The 16,336-nt window shown below is 56.5% G+C and carries 16 protein-coding genes; 8 read left to right on the top strand and 8 right to left on the bottom strand.

Annotated elements, in window-relative coordinates; genetic code table 11:
• Position 1: 1 nt before the first annotated feature.
• Genes LCM21_RS09070 through LCM21_RS09050 form a run of 5 tightly spaced genes read right to left on the bottom strand, consistent with a single transcriptional unit; the run spans position 2 to position 4,856 of the window.
• Positions 2–679 (bottom strand): hypothetical protein, encoded by a 678-nt coding sequence (locus LCM21_RS09070; RefSeq protein ID WP_224890310.1) that lies wholly within the window; start codon positions 677–679, stop codon positions 2–4.
• Positions 679–1,122: an ATP synthase subunit C gene (locus LCM21_RS09065; RefSeq protein WP_068334345.1), complete on the bottom strand. Its 444-nt coding sequence runs from the start codon at positions 1,120–1,122 to the stop codon at positions 679–681. Before LCM21_RS09065 ends, LCM21_RS09070 begins: the two co-directional genes overlap by 1 nt.
• Entirely contained in the window at positions 1,119–2,915 is a 1,797-nt protein-coding gene (locus LCM21_RS09060) for a V-type ATP synthase subunit I (RefSeq protein WP_224890309.1), read from the bottom strand. The genes LCM21_RS09065 and LCM21_RS09060 overlap by 4 nt, the downstream gene beginning before the upstream one ends.
• Complete coding sequence (locus LCM21_RS09055) at positions 2,912–3,517, bottom strand: V-type ATP synthase subunit D (RefSeq protein WP_068335272.1); 606 nt, start codon at positions 3,515–3,517, stop codon at positions 2,912–2,914. The genes LCM21_RS09060 and LCM21_RS09055 overlap by 4 nt, the downstream gene beginning before the upstream one ends.
• Positions 3,495–4,856: a V-type ATP synthase subunit B gene (locus LCM21_RS09050; RefSeq protein ID WP_224890308.1), complete on the bottom strand. Its 1,362-nt coding sequence runs from the start codon at positions 4,854–4,856 to the stop codon at positions 3,495–3,497. The genes LCM21_RS09055 and LCM21_RS09050 overlap by 23 nt, the downstream gene beginning before the upstream one ends.
• Before the next feature lie 242 nt (positions 4,857–5,098).
• Here LCM21_RS09050 and LCM21_RS09045 point away from each other — a divergent pair, with 242 nt between their 5' ends.
• From LCM21_RS09045 to LCM21_RS09010, 8 genes are all read left to right on the top strand, one after another.
• A complete protein-coding gene (locus LCM21_RS09045) occupies positions 5,099–6,838 on the top strand; it encodes an ABC transporter substrate-binding protein (protein ID WP_224890307.1) in 1,740 nt (579 codons plus the stop codon).
• 81 nt (positions 6,839–6,919) lie between these two features.
• The gene (locus tag LCM21_RS09040) at positions 6,920–7,969 is read left to right on the top strand and encodes an ABC transporter ATP-binding protein (RefSeq protein WP_224890306.1); all 1,050 of its coding nucleotides are present in this window, start codon (positions 6,920–6,922) and stop codon (positions 7,967–7,969) included.
• A gap of 1 nt (position 7,970) precedes the next feature.
• On the top strand, positions 7,971–9,047 hold the full coding sequence (locus LCM21_RS09035; RefSeq protein WP_068334333.1) for an ABC transporter ATP-binding protein: 1,077 nt from the start codon (positions 7,971–7,973) through the stop codon (positions 9,045–9,047).
• Positions 9,044–9,907 carry a carbohydrate ABC transporter permease gene (locus tag LCM21_RS09030; RefSeq protein WP_068334332.1) on the top strand — a complete coding sequence of 288 codons (864 nt, stop codon included), beginning with the start codon at positions 9,044–9,046 and terminating at the stop codon, positions 9,905–9,907. The genes LCM21_RS09035 and LCM21_RS09030 overlap by 4 nt, the downstream gene beginning before the upstream one ends.
• Complete coding sequence (locus LCM21_RS09025; protein ID WP_058280831.1) at positions 9,904–10,701, top strand: carbohydrate ABC transporter permease; 798 nt, start codon at positions 9,904–9,906, stop codon at positions 10,699–10,701. The genes LCM21_RS09030 and LCM21_RS09025 overlap by 4 nt, the downstream gene beginning before the upstream one ends.
• Before the next feature lie 8 nt (positions 10,702–10,709).
• On the top strand, positions 10,710–11,114 hold the full coding sequence (locus LCM21_RS09020) for a DUF2160 domain-containing protein (protein ID WP_224890305.1): 405 nt from the start codon (positions 10,710–10,712) through the stop codon (positions 11,112–11,114).
• Positions 11,115–11,180: 66 nt separating this feature from the next.
• Positions 11,181–11,576: a BlaI/MecI/CopY family transcriptional regulator gene (locus LCM21_RS09015; RefSeq protein ID WP_224890304.1), complete on the top strand. Its 396-nt coding sequence runs from the start codon at positions 11,181–11,183 to the stop codon at positions 11,574–11,576.
• A complete protein-coding gene (locus tag LCM21_RS09010) occupies positions 11,563–12,660 on the top strand; it encodes a M56 family metallopeptidase (protein ID WP_224890303.1) in 1,098 nt (365 codons plus the stop codon). The genes LCM21_RS09015 and LCM21_RS09010 overlap by 14 nt, the downstream gene beginning before the upstream one ends.
• Before the next feature lie 98 nt (positions 12,661–12,758).
• On the opposite strand, the gene LCM21_RS09005 is transcribed toward LCM21_RS09010, so the two are convergent.
• From LCM21_RS09005 to LCM21_RS08995, 3 genes are read right to left on the bottom strand one after another with little or no spacing between them, the layout of a single operon-like run.
• Positions 12,759–13,196 (bottom strand): hypothetical protein, encoded by a 438-nt coding sequence (locus tag LCM21_RS09005; RefSeq protein WP_224890302.1) that lies wholly within the window; start codon positions 13,194–13,196, stop codon positions 12,759–12,761.
• Positions 13,193–15,256 (bottom strand): glycosyltransferase, encoded by a 2,064-nt coding sequence (locus tag LCM21_RS09000; protein ID WP_224890301.1) that lies wholly within the window; start codon positions 15,254–15,256, stop codon positions 13,193–13,195. Before LCM21_RS09000 ends, LCM21_RS09005 begins: the two co-directional genes overlap by 4 nt.
• On the bottom strand, positions 15,253–16,335 hold the full coding sequence (locus LCM21_RS08995) for a glycosyltransferase (protein WP_224890300.1): 1,083 nt from the start codon (positions 16,333–16,335) through the stop codon (positions 15,253–15,255). Before LCM21_RS08995 ends, LCM21_RS09000 begins: the two co-directional genes overlap by 4 nt.
• Position 16,336 lies beyond the last annotated feature (1 nt).

The raw sequence follows: 16,336 nt of genomic DNA, 5'->3' as shown, positions 1-16,336 counted from the left end.
CTCAGCGGATTACGCCTTCTAACACGGCGCGAAAGCGGGGTTGCAGATGCTCCATCAACAGCGCCGCAACTGCCTTGTCGGTCAGATCGAGAACAACGCCTTGATCATCAGCGCGTACTCTTATTCCATCCTGCACATCGTCCGACGCATGCAACTCGACCTGTTCGCGCAGCATATCCGCGGTCAATCCCAAGACAAACTTCGTCAGCTTGCCGGACTGAATGTCATCGGCATTCTGCTTGATGTCCTGCTGCGTGGCGACTTTGGCTGGCAATATGACGTGAAGCTCTCCGTCCAGATTAGCCCCCTCTGCGGCGCGACCCACGACTTCTAGGATCATCTGTTTCAGCAGGTCCGGGTCCGCCATTTCCTTGGTGACCAGACGCTCAACATCTTCACGAAACCGGTCCGTCAGACCCGCCTTCATCGTTAGTACAGCGTCGCGCATCGCAGTGTTCAACGCCTCTTCGCCAGCCGAGCGGTAATTGTCGGACTCGCTGCGCGCTTTTTTCTGATAGGCGTCCGCCTCGCGTTTGGCATCGGCCAATATCTTCGCAGCTTCGGCCCGGGCATCGGCGCGCAGCTTTTCGGCATCTGCCTGCCCCGCAACCACGCCATCGTTGCGCAGTTTGTCGATCAGCGCATCGACACCGTGAGAGATCATTCCATCCTGTGCCATCAGCTGATCCCCGCGCTAATGACAAGGGCGAAGACAAAGGCAAAAACGCCGAACCCTTCGATAATCGCGGCAGGCGCCAGCGATAGGCCAAATATCTCGGGCTTTTCCTTGGTCGCATTGATCGCTGCCGCACATGCCCTTCCCTGCCAGATACCACAGTACATAAGCGCGATGCCGGATAGGATACCGATCCCGAACAGCCCGCCCGCGTTTTCCGGCGTCACATCGCGATTCAGCGTGAACATGATAACGATGCCATAGATCACCATCGTCGACGGAAAGGCCGAAACGCCAACAAACCGACCATAGCCGCCCTCGGTCTCGGTCATGGCGCCGATACTGGCTTGGCCCGCAATAGCACAGCCAACGGCACTTGCTGCCGCACCCAGTGCCATCGGCGCATAAATCCCCAGCCAACCCAATGTCAGAACAAGCTCATTCATTCCTGAACCTCCTTGCGGGCAAACGGCCGAAAGACGATACCTTCGTCCGGCAGACCCCATTTAAAGAATTCGATGTAATTAAGACGTAACCCGTGGACGACGCCGCTCATCATCGCGAGGGCGAAGTTCAGGATGTGACCGATGATCAGGATCAGTAGCGCAAACAGGATACCTGGCCCTTTCAGTGCCTGCATCACCGAGACAGCCAAATCATTGAACGTAATCGCCAGAGACGCCGAAGCCAAACCAAGCGCAAACAGGCGCATATAGCTGAGCACATCACCAAACGCGCCCATCGCCCCGGCCAGCCCTTTCAGACCATCAATCAGACGCCATAGCCAGTCGATAGGCTGTTTCATTTCCCGTTCGCTGGAGAACAACAGAATAGCCAGAATGCCCGCACCCAGAAGTATCGCGCCCGGTGTTGCAGCGCCCCCTGTCATATAGCTCAGCCACAACACAAAGCCGCCGATCAGCGCCGCGATCCAGCCCAGATTGGCAATGGCCCTGCGCTGCCCCCATGCCGCGCGGGCAGCCAAAGCATTTGCCAACACCAAGTGCAGAACACCCACGACGATCGACACCATCATCATGGCCGCAAAGTTGTTCAGATCGAGCAGTTTGAGCCCGGCTAGTATCGACCCTTCACGCGGTGCAACCCCGAAATAGCTTCCGACCAGAACGCCGTACAGAATGGTCGCTCCCGCGATGATCAACCCGTACCGGCGCCACGATTGCAGCGCAGGAGTTCCGTCCATGCGCTTCCAGAACAAAAGCAAGCCCAGCAGAATAACGGCCCCGTATCCTGCATCAGCCACGATCATGGCAAAGAAAAAGGCAAACGAGGCAGCTACAATGATGCTTGGGTCCCAATCCCTGTAGCCCGGAACTTGATAAAACAGCGCCAAGTCTACGGCAGCGCTTCGTTTTTCCGGCTGCTCAAGCAACGTGGGAGGGGTGTCATCAGGACCAGGATCTTCGATCAGCACGGCCGCGTTTTTTGATTCAGCCATGTCCAGAAGCGCATCAATACGATCCTCGGGCACCCAGCCTTGCAGCGCAAACATAGCCTCTTCGTCGCGCACTTTCTGGGTCGCATGGGCCAGTTCTGCTGCACTTTCTGCGACGGAAAGATTGCGCCGCATCAGTGTCAGGTACCGGGTTTGCGCAACACGCTCAGCCTCAAGGGCTTCAATGGCGATCTCGGCTTCTTCCAGTTGCGCCTCCAACTCATGGATCGGCAACGAGCCGGTATGAGTGCGCGGTACGGGCAGAATATCGTCGTCGGGCTCATCAGGGGCTATCAATACCGCGTAGATAAACCGGTGATCCTGTTCCAAAATAGCCCATGGCAGCGTCAATGCCTCTAGAGCGCCGCGGTGCTTCAGCGGCAGTTGATAAAACCACAGCCGGTTGCCTGCCAGCACATCATCGGGTGGAAAGTCCAAATCCCCCCAGGGCCGCACCTGCGAAATCCGATGGGCCAGAAAGTCGCGCCGGTCAGTCACCTCCCGCGACCGCTGCATCAGATCAAGGACATCCTTGACGAACTTGTTCATATCAAAGTCCCGGTCGCGCTGAATTTGACGACGGGGTTCAGGCACATCTGTTAAAAATCTCAGGGCCTTATACGCGTTTCTTGCACCGCGCTCACTAACCTTTTCCGGCTCAGCGGGCAGAGGGACCAAGGGCAAGACATGCATGCATCCCAACTCTTGCAATGCCTCAAGCGTCTCAGTTTTCTGGGTCGCCCGACCTACCAGCGACAGTTTCTTCAGGCGTGCGACACTCATGACAGAGCCTCGCGCGCATGTTTACGCTTCGAGATTTTCGAGCGTACAACCGCCTGCATCTGCTCATCGCTCAGGTAGATACGGATTTTCTTGATGTTGGCCTTTGCACGCGGGATCAGGACCTTTTCAAAAAGGTTCACACGTTGCGTGATCGTAGCGACCGCCTTGTCAAAGATTTTTACGCGTTCTTCGGCCACTTTTACCCGCAGGCGGGCCTCGATCATGTCATGCAGCAACTGCGCAGCCGCATCGACCCAATGCGGTTTGGCCAGCAGGGAATAGGGCCGCACGGCAACTTCAATCCGGTCCAAAGCGGGCATTTTGACACCGACGACGTTCACCTCTTTGACCCGGTAGTCCTTCAACTCGACCAGCCCGTCCAGATCGACGCCCTGTTGCGCCAGCATGGGCAGTTTCGCCCCAACCTGTTGGGCCAACGCACTTACTTCTTCTTCAAGGCGCGCCACCTCATCGCGCGCCTTGGCGCGTTCCGCCATCAACTGCTGACGCTTCAAATCCAGCGACGGCAGGAAGCGTTCATAGCTTTTCAGCTGCGTCTGCTGGCGCGCCAGCGACGATTTATTCAGCTGCAACCGCGCCATCTGCATCCTTTGGAAAATACTTGTCGACCAAGGCTTGTTTCATCAGCAACTGTTCTGGCGCAAAACACTCGGCCAAGGTTTTCCAACCCAAATCCAGCGCCTCTTCCAAGGGGATCGAGACGTTGATGTCCATAAATCGCGCCCGAAACAGAGCGCCAAATTTCAGCAACTGGTGATCGTAATCCGACAGATCAAACGCCATCGCCTGCTTTTGCGCGGCATCGCGGCTTTCCGAATAGAACCGGATCATGGTGTTCATGATCTGCCCGTGATCTTCACGCGTGGTTTTGCCAATCACGTTCTGTTTTAGGCGCGACAAGCTTCCGAATGGATCAATCACACCGGAATGCAGATAGAACTGCCCTTCGGTGATATAGCCCGTGTTGTCCGGCACCGGGTGGGTCACGTCATTGCCCGGCATCGTTGTCACAGTCAGGACGGTAACCGACCCACCCTTGGCGTAATCGCACGCCTTCTCGTACCGGCGGGCCAACTGCGAATAGAGATCGCCCATATACCCGCGCTGCGATGGGACACGTTCCTGACTGATTCCAACCTCTTTCATCGCGTCAGCAAAAGCGGTCATGTCCGTCAGCAGGACCAGCACGCGCTTGCCTTCTTCCACAGCGAACTTTTCCGCCACGGCCAGCGCCATATCTGGCACCAGAAGGCGTTCCACCAATGGGTCCATCGCCTGATTGACAAACATCACTGTCCGCGAGAACACGCCCGCATCTTCGAAAGACGTGCGGAAGGTGTGATAGTCGTCAAAGATCAGGCCCAAGCCCCCGAAAACAACGATATCGGCATCTGCTTGGATTCCAATTCGGCTGAGGAATGCGTTGAACGGCTCGCCCGAGACCGAAAAGATCGGGATTTTCTGACTTTCGACCAGCGTATTGAAGACGTCGATCATGGGAACGTCAGTGCGAATCATCCTGTTGGGAACCGCGCGTTCTGCTGGGTTTACGGTAGGACCGCCAATGTCGATTCTGGGCTCGGCAGACAAGTCAGGCCCGCCGTCAATCGCCACCCCGGCACCGTCAAAAACGCGCCCTAGAATGTTCGCTGAATAAGGTGTTTGCATCGGGTGGCCAAGAAAGGTCGCCGTTGCCTCGGTCGAAATCCCCTTGGTACCCGAGAACACCTGCAGCGTCACCACATCCCGGTCGATGAAAATCGCCTGCGCAAGGGTTTTACGCCCATCAATCGTCTCAATCACCGCCAGATCATTGAATCGAACCGCTGCGTCCGCAGAGCCATCCAGAGGCACCCTAACTTTTATCGTGTCTCCCACGATTTCCAGTACGCGCGTGTACTTCAACAGACTCCGGGACATGGTCTATCCTCATGCGTCTAAATGTTTTTACTATTCCGCGCTGCGGGCGGCAGCGGTCTTTTTTGCAATCTTATTTGCACCTTACAACGAATTCACGAATTAGCAACTGAGGACGGAACCGCAGGCCAAAACCAGCGAATGTCGCACTTACTAAAAATTTAGTTTGACACTTGCGCAGAAAATCGCTGATGCTGTCCGGCATCCGGTTTCGACCGGAAGCTATAACCTTTGGGAGGAGACAGATGCGGAGACATCTACTTTCCGCTGTGGCGGCAGCAGCCGTCATTGCGGGTCACGGTCCTGCTTGGGCCGACGAAGCCGCAGCACAACGTTGGATTGACGACGAATTCCAGCCATCGACCTTGTCGAAAGACGAACAGATGGCCGAGATGCAGTGGTTCATCGAAGCTGCACAACCCTACGCCGGCATGGAAATCAACGTCCTGTCCGAAGGCATCCCGACCCACTCGTATGAATCCGAGGTCCTGACCAAGGCGTTCGAGGAAATCACGGGCATCAAGGTCAACCACCAGATTCTTGGCGAAGGCGAAGTGGTTCAGGCCGTGCAAACCCAGATGCAGACCGGCCGGAACCTGTATGACGGCTACGTCAACGATAGTGACCTGATCGGCACCCACTCGCGCTTGCAACTGGCTTATAACCTGACCGAGCAGATGGGCGGTGACTGGGCGGCGACAACCTCGCCGACGCTGGATCTGGATGACTTCATGGGCATTCAGTTCACCACTGGCCCTGACGGCAACCTGTATCAGCTGCCTGACCAGCAGTTTGCGAACCTCTATTGGTTCCGCAAGGACTGGTTCGACAACGAAGAGTACAAAGCCGCGTTCAAAGAGAAATACGGCTATGATCTCGGCGTACCAGTCAACTGGTCCGCTTACGAAGACATTGCCGAATTCTTCACCAACGACGTGAAGGAAATCGACGGTGTCGCGATCTACGGTCACATGGATTACGGCAAGCGCGCGCCTGACCTTGGCTGGCGTATGACCGATGCCTGGCTGTCGATGGCTGGTGCCGGTGACGTTGGTGAGCCGAACGGCGTTCCGGTTGACGAATGGGGCATCCGCATGGAAGCGGGCACCTGTAACCCTGTTGGTGCGTCCGTCTCGCGCGGTGGTGCTGCAAACGGTCCGGCAGCGGTCTACGCGATCCGCAAGTGGGATGAATGGCTGCGGAACTATGCGCCTCCGGGTGCGGCGTCCTACGACTTCTACCAGTCGCTGCCGGCGCTCAGCCAAGGCAACGTGGCCCAACAGATCTTCTGGTACACCGCGTTTACCGCCGACATGGTGAAGCCGAAGTCCGAAGGCAACAACACTGTGGATGACGAAGGCACGCCGCTGTGGCGTATGGCACCCAGCCCGCACGGCCCCTATTGGGAAGAAGGCCAGAAGGTTGGCTATCAGGACGTGGGGTCATGGACCTTCCTGAAATCGACCCCTGCGGATCGTGCTCAGGCAGCTTGGCTCTATGCCCAGTTCGTGACGTCCAAGACCGTGGATGTGAAGAAGTCCCATGTGGGTCTGACATTCATTCGCGACAGCTCGGTCAATCACGAGTCGTTCACCGAACGCGCACCTAAGCTGGGTGGTCTGGTCGAGTTCTACCGCTCGCCTGACCGTGTGGCATGGTCGCCGACCGGCATCAACGTGCCGGACTATCCGAAGCTGGCCCAAATTTGGTGGCAGCAGATCGGTGACGTGAACTCGGGCGCCTTCACCCCGCAAGAGGCGATGGATCGTCTGGCTGAAGAGATGGACATCACCATGTCCCGGATGCAGGCCGCTGACGAAAGCGCCGGCATCTACGGTGGCTGTGGTCCCCGTCTGAACGAACCGCAGGATCCAACCTTCTGGCTGGAACAACCGGGTTCGCCAAAAGCCAAGCTGGAAAACGAAAAGCCGCAGGGCCAGACCGTCAACTATGACGAACTGGTAGCGCGCTGGCAGGCCCAGTAAACCCACGAGAACCGGGGGTGCCGTTCAGGCATCCCCATCCCAATACCAGTGCGGCGCACTGAAGGACCGGAACCCACGGACATGATCGAACTTCAAGACGCGACCAAACGGGTCGGTAACGTCATCCATATCAAACCTACTTCGCTGACCTTGCAGACTGGTCACTTTAATGTGCTGCTTGGGGCCACCGGGTCGGGCAAGACCTCTCTGATCAAGATGATGGCCGGGCTGGACCCGATTGCCCAAGGCAAAGTTTTTATGGACGGGCAGGATGTGACGCGCCTGAATACGCAAAAGCGGCAGATCAGCCTCGTGCACCAGTTTTTCGTGAACTATCCGCACATGACCGTCTTTGACAATATCGCCTCACCCCTGCGCGTGGCAGGTATGGCGAAATCCGAGATCGAAGGCCGCGTCGAAGAAGCTGCCGATCTGCTGCAGCTTCGCCCGATGCTGCACCGCCGCCCCCACGAGCTGTCTGGCGGGCAGCAGCAACGTACCGCGCTGGCCCGCGCCATCGCCAAAGAAAGCCGCGCGGTGTTCCTGGATGAACCGCTGGCGAACCTTGACTATAAACTGCGCGAGGAACTGCGTGAGCAACTGCCCGACCTGTTCGCAGGGCGCGGTGCCGTTGTGGTCTATGCTACTTCGGAACCCGAAGAGGCCCTATTGCTGGGCGGCTACACCGCATTGATGGAGGACGGACGCGTCACGCAATTCGGACCCACTGCAGATATCTATCGCAACCCCGAAAACATCGCCGCCGCACGGGTATTCTCTGACCCGCCGATCAACGTTGCGCGTATCACCGTGTCTGGTGCGCAGGCGCAACTGGCCGGTGGTGGCGGCTGGACTGTTACAGACATGAAGGATGGCGAATACATGGTTGCTGTCCGCCCGCACCGCGTAACGCCTTACCGGACATCAGACGCGGATGTGGAACTGACAGGCCGGGTGCTTGTGACCGAGCTTTCAGGCTCTGACTCCAGCGCGCATTTCCGTCACGGGGCGGATGATTGGGTGTCCCTGGCAGCCGGTGTCCATCCCTATGAGGTTGGCGAGGATCACAGTTTCTACATGAACCCGGCCCATTGCCGGTATTTCGGCCAAGACGGCCAAAGGGTAGCCTGACATGGCACAGATCAAGCTTTCAAACCTACGACACAGCTATATGCCCGCGCCGCAAGGCCCCGAGGACTATGCGCTAAAGGAAATCGACGTGACCTGGCGCGATGGCGGGGCTTATGCGCTGCTTGGGCCGTCCGGTTGCGGCAAGTCCACGCTTTTGAACATCATCTCAGGCTTGCTGACACCGTCCGAGGGTCAGATACTGTTCGATGACCGCGACGTCACCACCCTGCCCCCCGACCAGCGCAACATCGCGCAGGTGTTCCAGTTTCCGGTGATCTACGACACGATGACCGTGGGCGAAAACCTTGCCTTCCCGCTAAAAAACCGAGGCGTTGACCCGGCAACAATAAAGCGCCGCGTCGATGAGATCGCCGAGATGCTGGACGTCACGGATATGCTGAACACCCGCGCCTCGGGTCTGAGTCCCGACAATAAGCAAAAGATTTCGATGGGCCGTGGTCTGGTCCGCGACGATGTGAATGCGGTGATGTTTGATGAACCGCTGACGGTGATCGACCCGCATCTGAAATGGAAGCTGCGGTCGAAGCTGAAAGAACTGCACCAGCGCGTCAAAGCCACGATGATCTACGTAACCCATGACCAGACCGAGGCGCTGACCTTCGCGGATGAGGTCGTGGTCATGCAGGAAGGCGAAGTGGTGCAGATCGGCACCCCGGTTGAGCTGTTTGAGCGTCCTCAACACACATTTGTCGGCCACTTCATCGGCTCGCCCGGTATGAATGTTCTGCCCTGTGAAACCAAAGGCGACCGGGCGGTGTTCGAAGGGCATGAAGTCGTGCTGGAAGGCCCGACCCATGGCGATGGTGGGCGCACCGATCTGGGTATTCGCCCAGAATATGTGGGCTTCGGCGATACTGGCATCCCTGCGCATGTGACCAAAGTCTCGGATATCGGCCGCCACTACGTCGTCAGTGCGATGGTTGGCAACACGGCTCTGAAGGCGGTGACAGAACACACAGTCCCTGAGCCCGGCTCGCAGGTCTTTCTGCAATTCAAACCTGAACAATCCCGCGTCTATCGTGATGGCTGGATCGCAACCGAGGAGCGGGCGCAATGAGAACGGAAAACCAAAAAGCATGGTTCTTTGTCCTGCCGGTCCTTGCACTGGTTGCGTTCAACGCACTTGTGCCGATGATGACCGTGGTCAACTACTCGGTGCAGGAAACCTTTGGCAATAACCAGTTCTTCTGGGAAGGGCTTGGATGGTTTGAGCAAATCCTGCGCTCTGATCGGTTCCAAGCCGCTTTGGGGCGTCAATTCCTGTTTACTTTCATGATCTTGCTGATCGAAGTTCCCTTGGGCATCATCGTGGCCCTGTCCATGCCGCGCAAAGGATTCTGGGTACCAGTTTGCCTTGTGCTGATGGCCTTGCCGATGCTGATCCCATGGAACGTAGTCGGATCGATGTGGAACATCTTTACCCTGCCCAAAATCGGCCTGATGGGATACTTCCTGAATGACGTTCTGGGAATCAACTACGACATGACGCAACAGCCCTTGTCGGCCTGGATCACCGTCATCGTCATGGATGTGTGGCACTGGACCTCACTGGTTGTTCTTCTGTGCTATGCGGGCCTGGTGTCGATCCCCGACGCGTACTATCAGGCGGCCAAAATCGACGGTGCAAGCCCTTGGTCAGTCTTTCGATACATCCAACTGCCCAAGATGAAGACCGTGCTGACCATCGCCGTTCTGCTGCGCTTCATGGACAGTTTCAATATCTATACCGAGCCTTTCGTCCTGACCGGCGGCGGCCCCGGCAACTCAACCACCCTGTTGTCGATCGACCTTGTGAAGATCGCACTGGGACAGTTCGACCTTGGTCCTGCGGCCGCGATGAGCCTGATCTACTTCGCCATCACGCTGCTGGTCAGCTGGGTCTTCTACACACTGATGACAAAGGATGACGCGCAATGAAGAAGCGGTCCCTTATCCCGATCCTGTATATCGCGTTCCTTATGCTGCCGATCTATTGGCTGGTGGCGATGTCCTTCAAGACCACGAACGAGATCCTTTCGGGCTTTTCCCTGTTCCCCCAGACTTTTACGCTGGAGAACTATATCACCATCTTCACCGATCCGACGTGGTACTGGGGCTACATCAACTCGATCATCTATGTGACGATCAACACGGTGCTGTCGGTCTGTGTTGCGCTGCCAGCGGCCTATGCGTTCTCACGCTATCGGTTCCTTGGTGACAAGCAGCTGTTCTTCTGGCTGCTGACCAACCGGATGGCTCCGGCGGCGGTATTTGCGTTGCCTTTCTTCCAGCTCTATTCGTCGATCCACCTGTTTGACACTTATCTGGCCGTGGCGCTGGCGCATACATTGTTTAACGTGCCGCTGGCAGTGTGGATCTTGGAAGGCTTCATGCGCGGCATCCCGAAGGAACTGGACGAGACAGCCTATGTCGATGGCTACTCCTTCCCGCGTTTCTTCGTGACGATCTTCCTGCCCAACATCAAAGCCGGTGTCGGTGTCGCGGCCTTCTTCTGCTTCATGTTCTCGTGGGTCGAGATGCTGCTGGCCAAGACCCTGACAGCGGTTGAGGCCAAGCCAATCGCCGCCGTCATGACCCGAACCGCCTCCAGCGCAGGATACGAGCTGGGTCTTCTGGCCGCCGCAGGAACCCTGACTATTATCCCCGGCGCCATCGTCATCTGGTTTGTCCGCAACTACATCGCGCGCGGTTTCGCGATGGGACGTGTGTGAGGTTCGATATGCGTAAACTTCTTCTCACCCTCCCCTTCCTGCCCTCTGCTGCCTTTGCCCAAGCGCAGGCCGGTTGGGGCAATGTCGGCCAGCAAGAGGAAAAAGGTTTCTCTTGGACCGATCCGCTTTGGCCCGACTTCTGGATGGCCTGGACCCCGGCAACGCTGGCGCTGTTCATTGGTATCTTTTCCGCCATCGCCCTGATTGGCGTACTGGAAGGGTTCAAGTACCGCGACGGGATTGAGCGTCGCGGCGTGCTGGGCTTGACGACCACGCTTGGTGACCGGCTGTTCATCACCCTTCTGGGGTCCGCCTATATCTTTCTGGCCTGGCTTGGTTTGGTAGGACAGCCGGTCTGGACACCTCTTTTCCTTTCCATCGGCTGGGGTTTCTTCGTCTTCTGGAAAGTTTGAGCTTTGCGAAACAGTGAAAGGATGCTTGTCTGTCAGGCATAACAATGGATGCGACACGAACGACCGATGCGTAAGAAAAAGACGACAAACCTTCTGACCGAAGTGGAGCTTGAGTTCATGAATGAACTTTGGTCGCTGGGTCAGGGTTCGGTCCGGGACGTGCTTGATTGCCTGCCACCAGAACGCAATCTGGCGTATACTTCCGGCGCAACCATTCTGCGGATTCTTGATGAAAAAGGGTTTGTGGAAAGCCGCAAGGATGGAAAAACGCTGATTTATAAGCCGCTTCTGGAAAAGGACAGGTATCAATCGCGGTCGCTGCAGAACCTGTCGCGGACACTGTTTGACGACACGCCGGCAAGGTTGGTTGCAAGGCTGGTCGACGACGCAGGTCTAAGCGAAGCTGATCTAGAGGAAATTCGGGCACTGGTAGAGAGGAGACTGCAAAATGACAGCGGTTAAACCGGTTCTCGACGCATATCTGGAATGGAACCTGATCCTTGGCCTGGCTGCGCTTATCTGGCTTGCCGCACGGGTCGTTCTTTCCAAAACTACCCTCAACCGCGGATTCGTGGCGCAACTGCGCACGCTCAAGGTGTTGTGCCTTTGCGTGAGTCTTAGCCCTTTACTCGCATTGGGTGTATCTGCACTGGCGTCTCACACTCCGGCCAAGGGTACTGTGGCCATTGGTGATATCGCAGTGGCAGCGTATCTGCGTGGTGACATTGCCATGCCCGCAACACAGTTCGAAACGCTTTTGAACACGCGCCAACGCTGGGTAGAGCTGTTATTAAGCGGCGATCATCCAGTTCTGGATGTTGTCCTTGCGCTGCTCGCAATGATCTCTGTGGTATACGCCGTTCGCCTCGTTCGTGATGGGCTGTCGATCCGCGAAACGGTGAAGGACAGTTTCCTGTGGCGCCGCTCAGCCAAAGTCGACATTCGACTGTCTGACCGTATCGCGGTACCCTTCGCGGTGCGCGGTCTGCGACGGCGCCATGTCGTGCTGCCCTCTCATCTGCTGGACTCACCCCGAGAGTTGCGCTTTGCCCTCGCACATGAACTTGAACATATTCGCGCCGGAGATGTTGAGTGGGAGTTGGGGTTTGAGATACTTCGCCCGCTGTTGTTCTGGAACCCTGCATATATTTTGCTGAAGTACCAGTTCGATCGCCTGCGCGAATTGGCCTGCGATCAGTCGGTTGTGGTCCGCAGAGGTATCAATGCCCAAGATTATACCGCCTGTCTGCTCGACTATTGCGCCCGTACCGTCGTGCATGGCAGCCCGCGAGTTTTGAATGTTGCCCTGGTGACCGGAGGCAAAGCCAAAAAAGTGCTGCGCCAACGTGTGATTGCGCTGGGTGATGCGCCATCGATGCACCGCCAGTTGCCGTTCATGTTGCTCGGACAAACGGTTCTCTTTGCACTTATCCTCGGGCTGGCGGCCGCATCAGTGCAGCAGACCGAGGATTGGAGCCATGACCGCCTTATGTTGTCGACTGTTGTGAACCTGGAAAGGTTAGAAGCCAGGAACCAGGGCAACTGATACGGCGCAGTACAGAGACTACGGCAAGCACAAACAGCTAATCAGCCTTGAAACGTGTGTGGTTTCTTGCCCCGGTACGACCCAAGCGCCTAACCTGTCTAGCCGGACCAAAGCGCGATTTCGTCCCCATCTATGATGATGGCCAGATCCCAGAATTTCCTGATTTCCTCTTCAGCGGCCTGCGCTGCCGAAGGGTCATCCGGGATGCGCTCAACTCGGAACCCGAATTGTTCAAGCCCGCTATAATCAACACGACATAAAATGACAGGAAGCACTTCGCGTTCCATTGCCGCAGCGGCAAGAACCCTCGCTATTTTATGCGCGGATTTTGGAGGTTGTAGAATCCGAACGCCGATATACGTCGGATTGCTGGCATCCCGTTCCCAAAGGGACGCTGACGGCGTTAGATCCATCTCAGGGAATATAACCTTCCCAGATGGTTGGGGTTTTTGACCATCGGTGATCAAGCTGTCCAGTTGCACCGGACGCTTTGGTGTCGTTCTGCTGAGGATTTCGAACCACGAGATTTCTGTCATTTTTCGTCTTTGACCTGTGCTATGATCCGGGCTGCCTCGGCCGCGCCGGTTTCGGGCAGTTCGATCTTTTCCAACGCAGATCGATAGAGTTCCAAATCACCTTGATCCAAACAATCCGACACCGTTCGTTCCAATTTCATAAATTCTTTTTCCGTGATGATTACGCACAGATCGCGATCCGCCAAAGCTCGGGCGCGGCGTTCCTGATTGTCCAGGTAGGGCGCGGATTGAGGGATCAGGATTGCCGGGATTCTGTTGTACAGAACCTCAAGCACTGAGTTGTAGCCCGCCGCCGAGATGACCAGATCCGCGGCCAGGCACAGTCGCGTCGCTTCGAAAGTCTGGACGACGCGCGTGTTCGTCCACCCAAACGTTGCGGGCTGAACCTTGCTTCCGGGCCAAGTGACAACAAGGTGCAAACAATCTTCGCGGTCTTCCAGCATACCGGATATTGCCTGAAGCTGCGCTGACCGGTCAGACGCCACGCCGCCACCCAACATGCTGATGACCAACTGTTTGAACTCGCGCCCGAACCGCTCGGCCAGTCTGGACCTAAGCTGATTGCGTTCTTCTTCGCTTTGCGTCACTTGACGAAAAATCGGGCCGACGTTGTGAACATGGCTACCGTGGCTGTAGGTATCATTCAGTTCATCAAAAGCCTCGGACGGCACTATGACGCGATCAAACACCTTCTCTCTCTGCACCATTCTGTGCCTGGATCGTCCGTCAGGGAACAATCCCCGCCTTACCCAAACTGCCGACAGGTTCCGTTCCAGAATGACGCGATAGACCGAGTCAAAGACGTGACCGCCATCAAACACCAACGTATCGCCTGCTTGCAGGGCGGCACCTAGTCGTCGGTATGTCAGAACGTCGTTTCCATTGGCATTGTCCGTCATGTCAGTGCGCTGAACCAGTGGAATGCAGTCGATTCCTTCTCGACGAACAAGGGGGACGCAACTGGGAAAGGCCGCAAAGATCGGAGAAATGTCGTCGGGCAACGCTTTGGCAATCACTGTGCAACGCTGCGCATGACCAAGGCCCACACCGTTTGTCGGGTAAAACAGGGTTCGCTGCGGTCTGTCTTTCAGTTGGCGCGTTTTGGGCCGCAGACCTGCCGCTGCTTCCAAACGGGATATGTCAACGGAATGCAACCACTGCGATCTTGTCGCTTGCTCAGCGATCTGAGAGGTATTTCCGAGCACTTTTCCAGTCAGATAGCCGCCGAGCGCCAACGGAGTTTTTGGTCCAAGCAAGGCAGGCACCCCGGACGACACAATGGCCTCGTCATCCGTGCAGTCGATCGCAACACCGCCGCTGGCGATCAATTCGATCGTGAAGTCCGCCATACGCACTCCCGCGATGCCGCTGCCGAACATCACAAGGATATCAGTGGACCTTGCCAGTGTCTGCGGGGAAAGATCCGTATAAAGGTTGGCTGGCAGATCATGGAAAGGAGAGGACCGGATCACCTCTTTTTGCGCCCCGCTCACGATCAGTCGCAGATTGTAAACCAGTTGATTACTCATCCGCGAAAAGCAGGACAAGATCTCCGGGTTGTCCAATTCCATCGAACCCAACACGATTGTTACGTTCGGTACCTTGCGCACCGCCCTGGGCGCTGGCTGAATTTCAGTCATCAAGGGGCTGGCTGCAGCAGGCAGCAATGAGCGTGGCTGAAGTTCCGTCAGGTCGATCACGTTGGCTTCGCGGCCAAGCGCATAGGCCAAACGCGACTTTGCCCCGACATAACTTTGCTGGGTTGCAAATCGGCCTGTGGCAATAACCGGAACATCCGCGCCAAGCTGTTTTTGCCTGAGGGAGGCAAGAAGCCGATCGCCGATGTCCTCGGCACCCAGAACGAATAAGGTATCAACCTCGTAATCATCTGGATCGACAAGAAACTTTGAAGCCTCATAGACACGTCCCCGCCCCGCGTTTTCCGGCAGGTATTCTGCATCGATGCAAGCGCTATAACCGCGCGTGGAAAGCTGTTCGGCAAAGATCAATTGCGCATCGAATGATCGTAATGAGCGCGTGCCTGCTTCGACAAAGATCATCTCAGAACCTCGCTCTGTGCCGTCAGAACACTTGCCAACATCGTCCTGAAGCTTGCAGCGGAGTACTGCGCCAGTGATGTCTTCGACCTTGTTACCTGCTCATGATACCGGTCCGGTTTCGCGATAAGATCGGAAATGATCTGGTCAACGTCACCTGGATGACAGCTAACGACAGCATCGCCAAACGTAGCCGCGGTTTCCGGGTTCGAAAGAACGACTTTGCCGGCGGCAAGGGCTTCGGCAATGGCGCGGCCAAAACTCTCTTGCCAGGTTGGTGCTGTGAAATAGACGTAAAAGTCGATCATGGAGAAAAACTCATCCACGCTGATCCCGTCGAACGGTAGCATTTTCCAATGCGCACGTAGAACCTGGGCGTTCAGCAGGGCATCCGCACCCAGGATAACATTGCTTTTGGCGTGTTTGGGAAAGCAGCTATCGAGATCATCGATAGACGGAAACTTTTCAAACCCGGGCCGAGAGTGCCGCCCCCGTCGATCCTGTGGCATTTCGCAAGGGGATTGAACTTCGGTTTGGCAAATATTGAACCAGTCTGCATCCAACACCGCCCATTGCCGCGCGATGCGTGACATCGCCAACCACTCCTTTACCGTTTTGCGGTTGTACGGCGATATCGGAGCAAGATATTTTCTGAGTGCCAGCGTCGCTTCTTCAATACGGCTCAGGCAGGCCAAGACGTCGAAACCCTCTGCTCCGCCGGGGCGCAGAAAGTTCTCATGCGTCACCACGATCAGTGACCGAGCGAATATCTTGGTGTTCAACGCGTCTTGAAACTTTAGGAACGCAGGATTGTGTAGGATTACGAAATCGGCACTTATCCGGGGCGCATCCCAAACCAGGGGAATTCGCAATTCGTCCAGAACGCGCCGCAAGACAGGCGCCACATTTTGGTTTTCGCCAAAGGTTTTGGACGTGACTGCATGCACCTCAACGATTCCAAACTCAACAGCCACCCGAAGTTCGGCCGCGACGGCGGCAGACGTACCGCCTGAGAACCGGGGCTCAATGACGTAGGCAATTTTCGGGAAGGCCGAGCGAGTAATGGCGTCGAACACGGACATC

It is taken from the genome of Ruegeria profundi, assembly GCF_020171505.1.
Classification (GTDB): Bacteria; Pseudomonadota; Alphaproteobacteria; order Rhodobacterales; family Rhodobacteraceae; genus Ruegeria; species Ruegeria profundi.
Note: the sequence above shows the minus strand (reverse complement) of the source record. Positions and strands in the feature narration are given on the sequence as shown.

Coding starts and splice junctions, on each gene's coding strand:
- LCM21_RS09000 (WP_224890301.1), bottom strand. CDS start 15,256: ATGATCTTTGTCGAAGCAGGCACGCGCTCATTACGATCATTCGATGCG.
- LCM21_RS09065 (WP_068334345.1), bottom strand. CDS start 1,122: ATGAATGAGCTTGTTCTGACATTGGGTTGGCTGGGGATTTATGCGCCG.
- LCM21_RS08995 (WP_224890300.1), bottom strand. CDS start 16,335: ATGTCCGTGTTCGACGCCATTACTCGCTCGGCCTTCCCGAAAATTGCC.
- LCM21_RS09020 (WP_224890305.1), top strand. CDS start 10,710: ATGCGTAAACTTCTTCTCACCCTCCCCTTCCTGCCCTCTGCTGCCTTT.
- LCM21_RS09010 (WP_224890303.1), top strand. CDS start 11,563: ATGACAGCGGTTAAACCGGTTCTCGACGCATATCTGGAATGGAACCTG.
- LCM21_RS09050 (WP_224890308.1), bottom strand. CDS start 4,856: ATGTCCCGGAGTCTGTTGAAGTACACGCGCGTACTGGAAATCGTGGGA.
- LCM21_RS09045 (WP_224890307.1), top strand. CDS start 5,099: ATGCGGAGACATCTACTTTCCGCTGTGGCGGCAGCAGCCGTCATTGCG.
- LCM21_RS09025 (WP_058280831.1), top strand. CDS start 9,904: ATGAAGAAGCGGTCCCTTATCCCGATCCTGTATATCGCGTTCCTTATG.
- LCM21_RS09030 (WP_068334332.1), top strand. CDS start 9,044: ATGAGAACGGAAAACCAAAAAGCATGGTTCTTTGTCCTGCCGGTCCTT.
- LCM21_RS09015 (WP_224890304.1), top strand. CDS start 11,181: ATGCGTAAGAAAAAGACGACAAACCTTCTGACCGAAGTGGAGCTTGAG.
- LCM21_RS09060 (WP_224890309.1), bottom strand. CDS start 2,915: ATGAGTGTCGCACGCCTGAAGAAACTGTCGCTGGTAGGTCGGGCGACC.
- LCM21_RS09070 (WP_224890310.1), bottom strand. CDS start 679: ATGGCACAGGATGGAATGATCTCTCACGGTGTCGATGCGCTGATCGAC.
- LCM21_RS09005 (WP_224890302.1), bottom strand. CDS start 13,196: ATGACAGAAATCTCGTGGTTCGAAATCCTCAGCAGAACGACACCAAAG.
- LCM21_RS09055 (WP_068335272.1), bottom strand. CDS start 3,517: ATGGCGCGGTTGCAGCTGAATAAATCGTCGCTGGCGCGCCAGCAGACG.
- LCM21_RS09040 (WP_224890306.1), top strand. CDS start 6,920: ATGATCGAACTTCAAGACGCGACCAAACGGGTCGGTAACGTCATCCAT.
- LCM21_RS09035 (WP_068334333.1), top strand. CDS start 7,971: ATGGCACAGATCAAGCTTTCAAACCTACGACACAGCTATATGCCCGCG.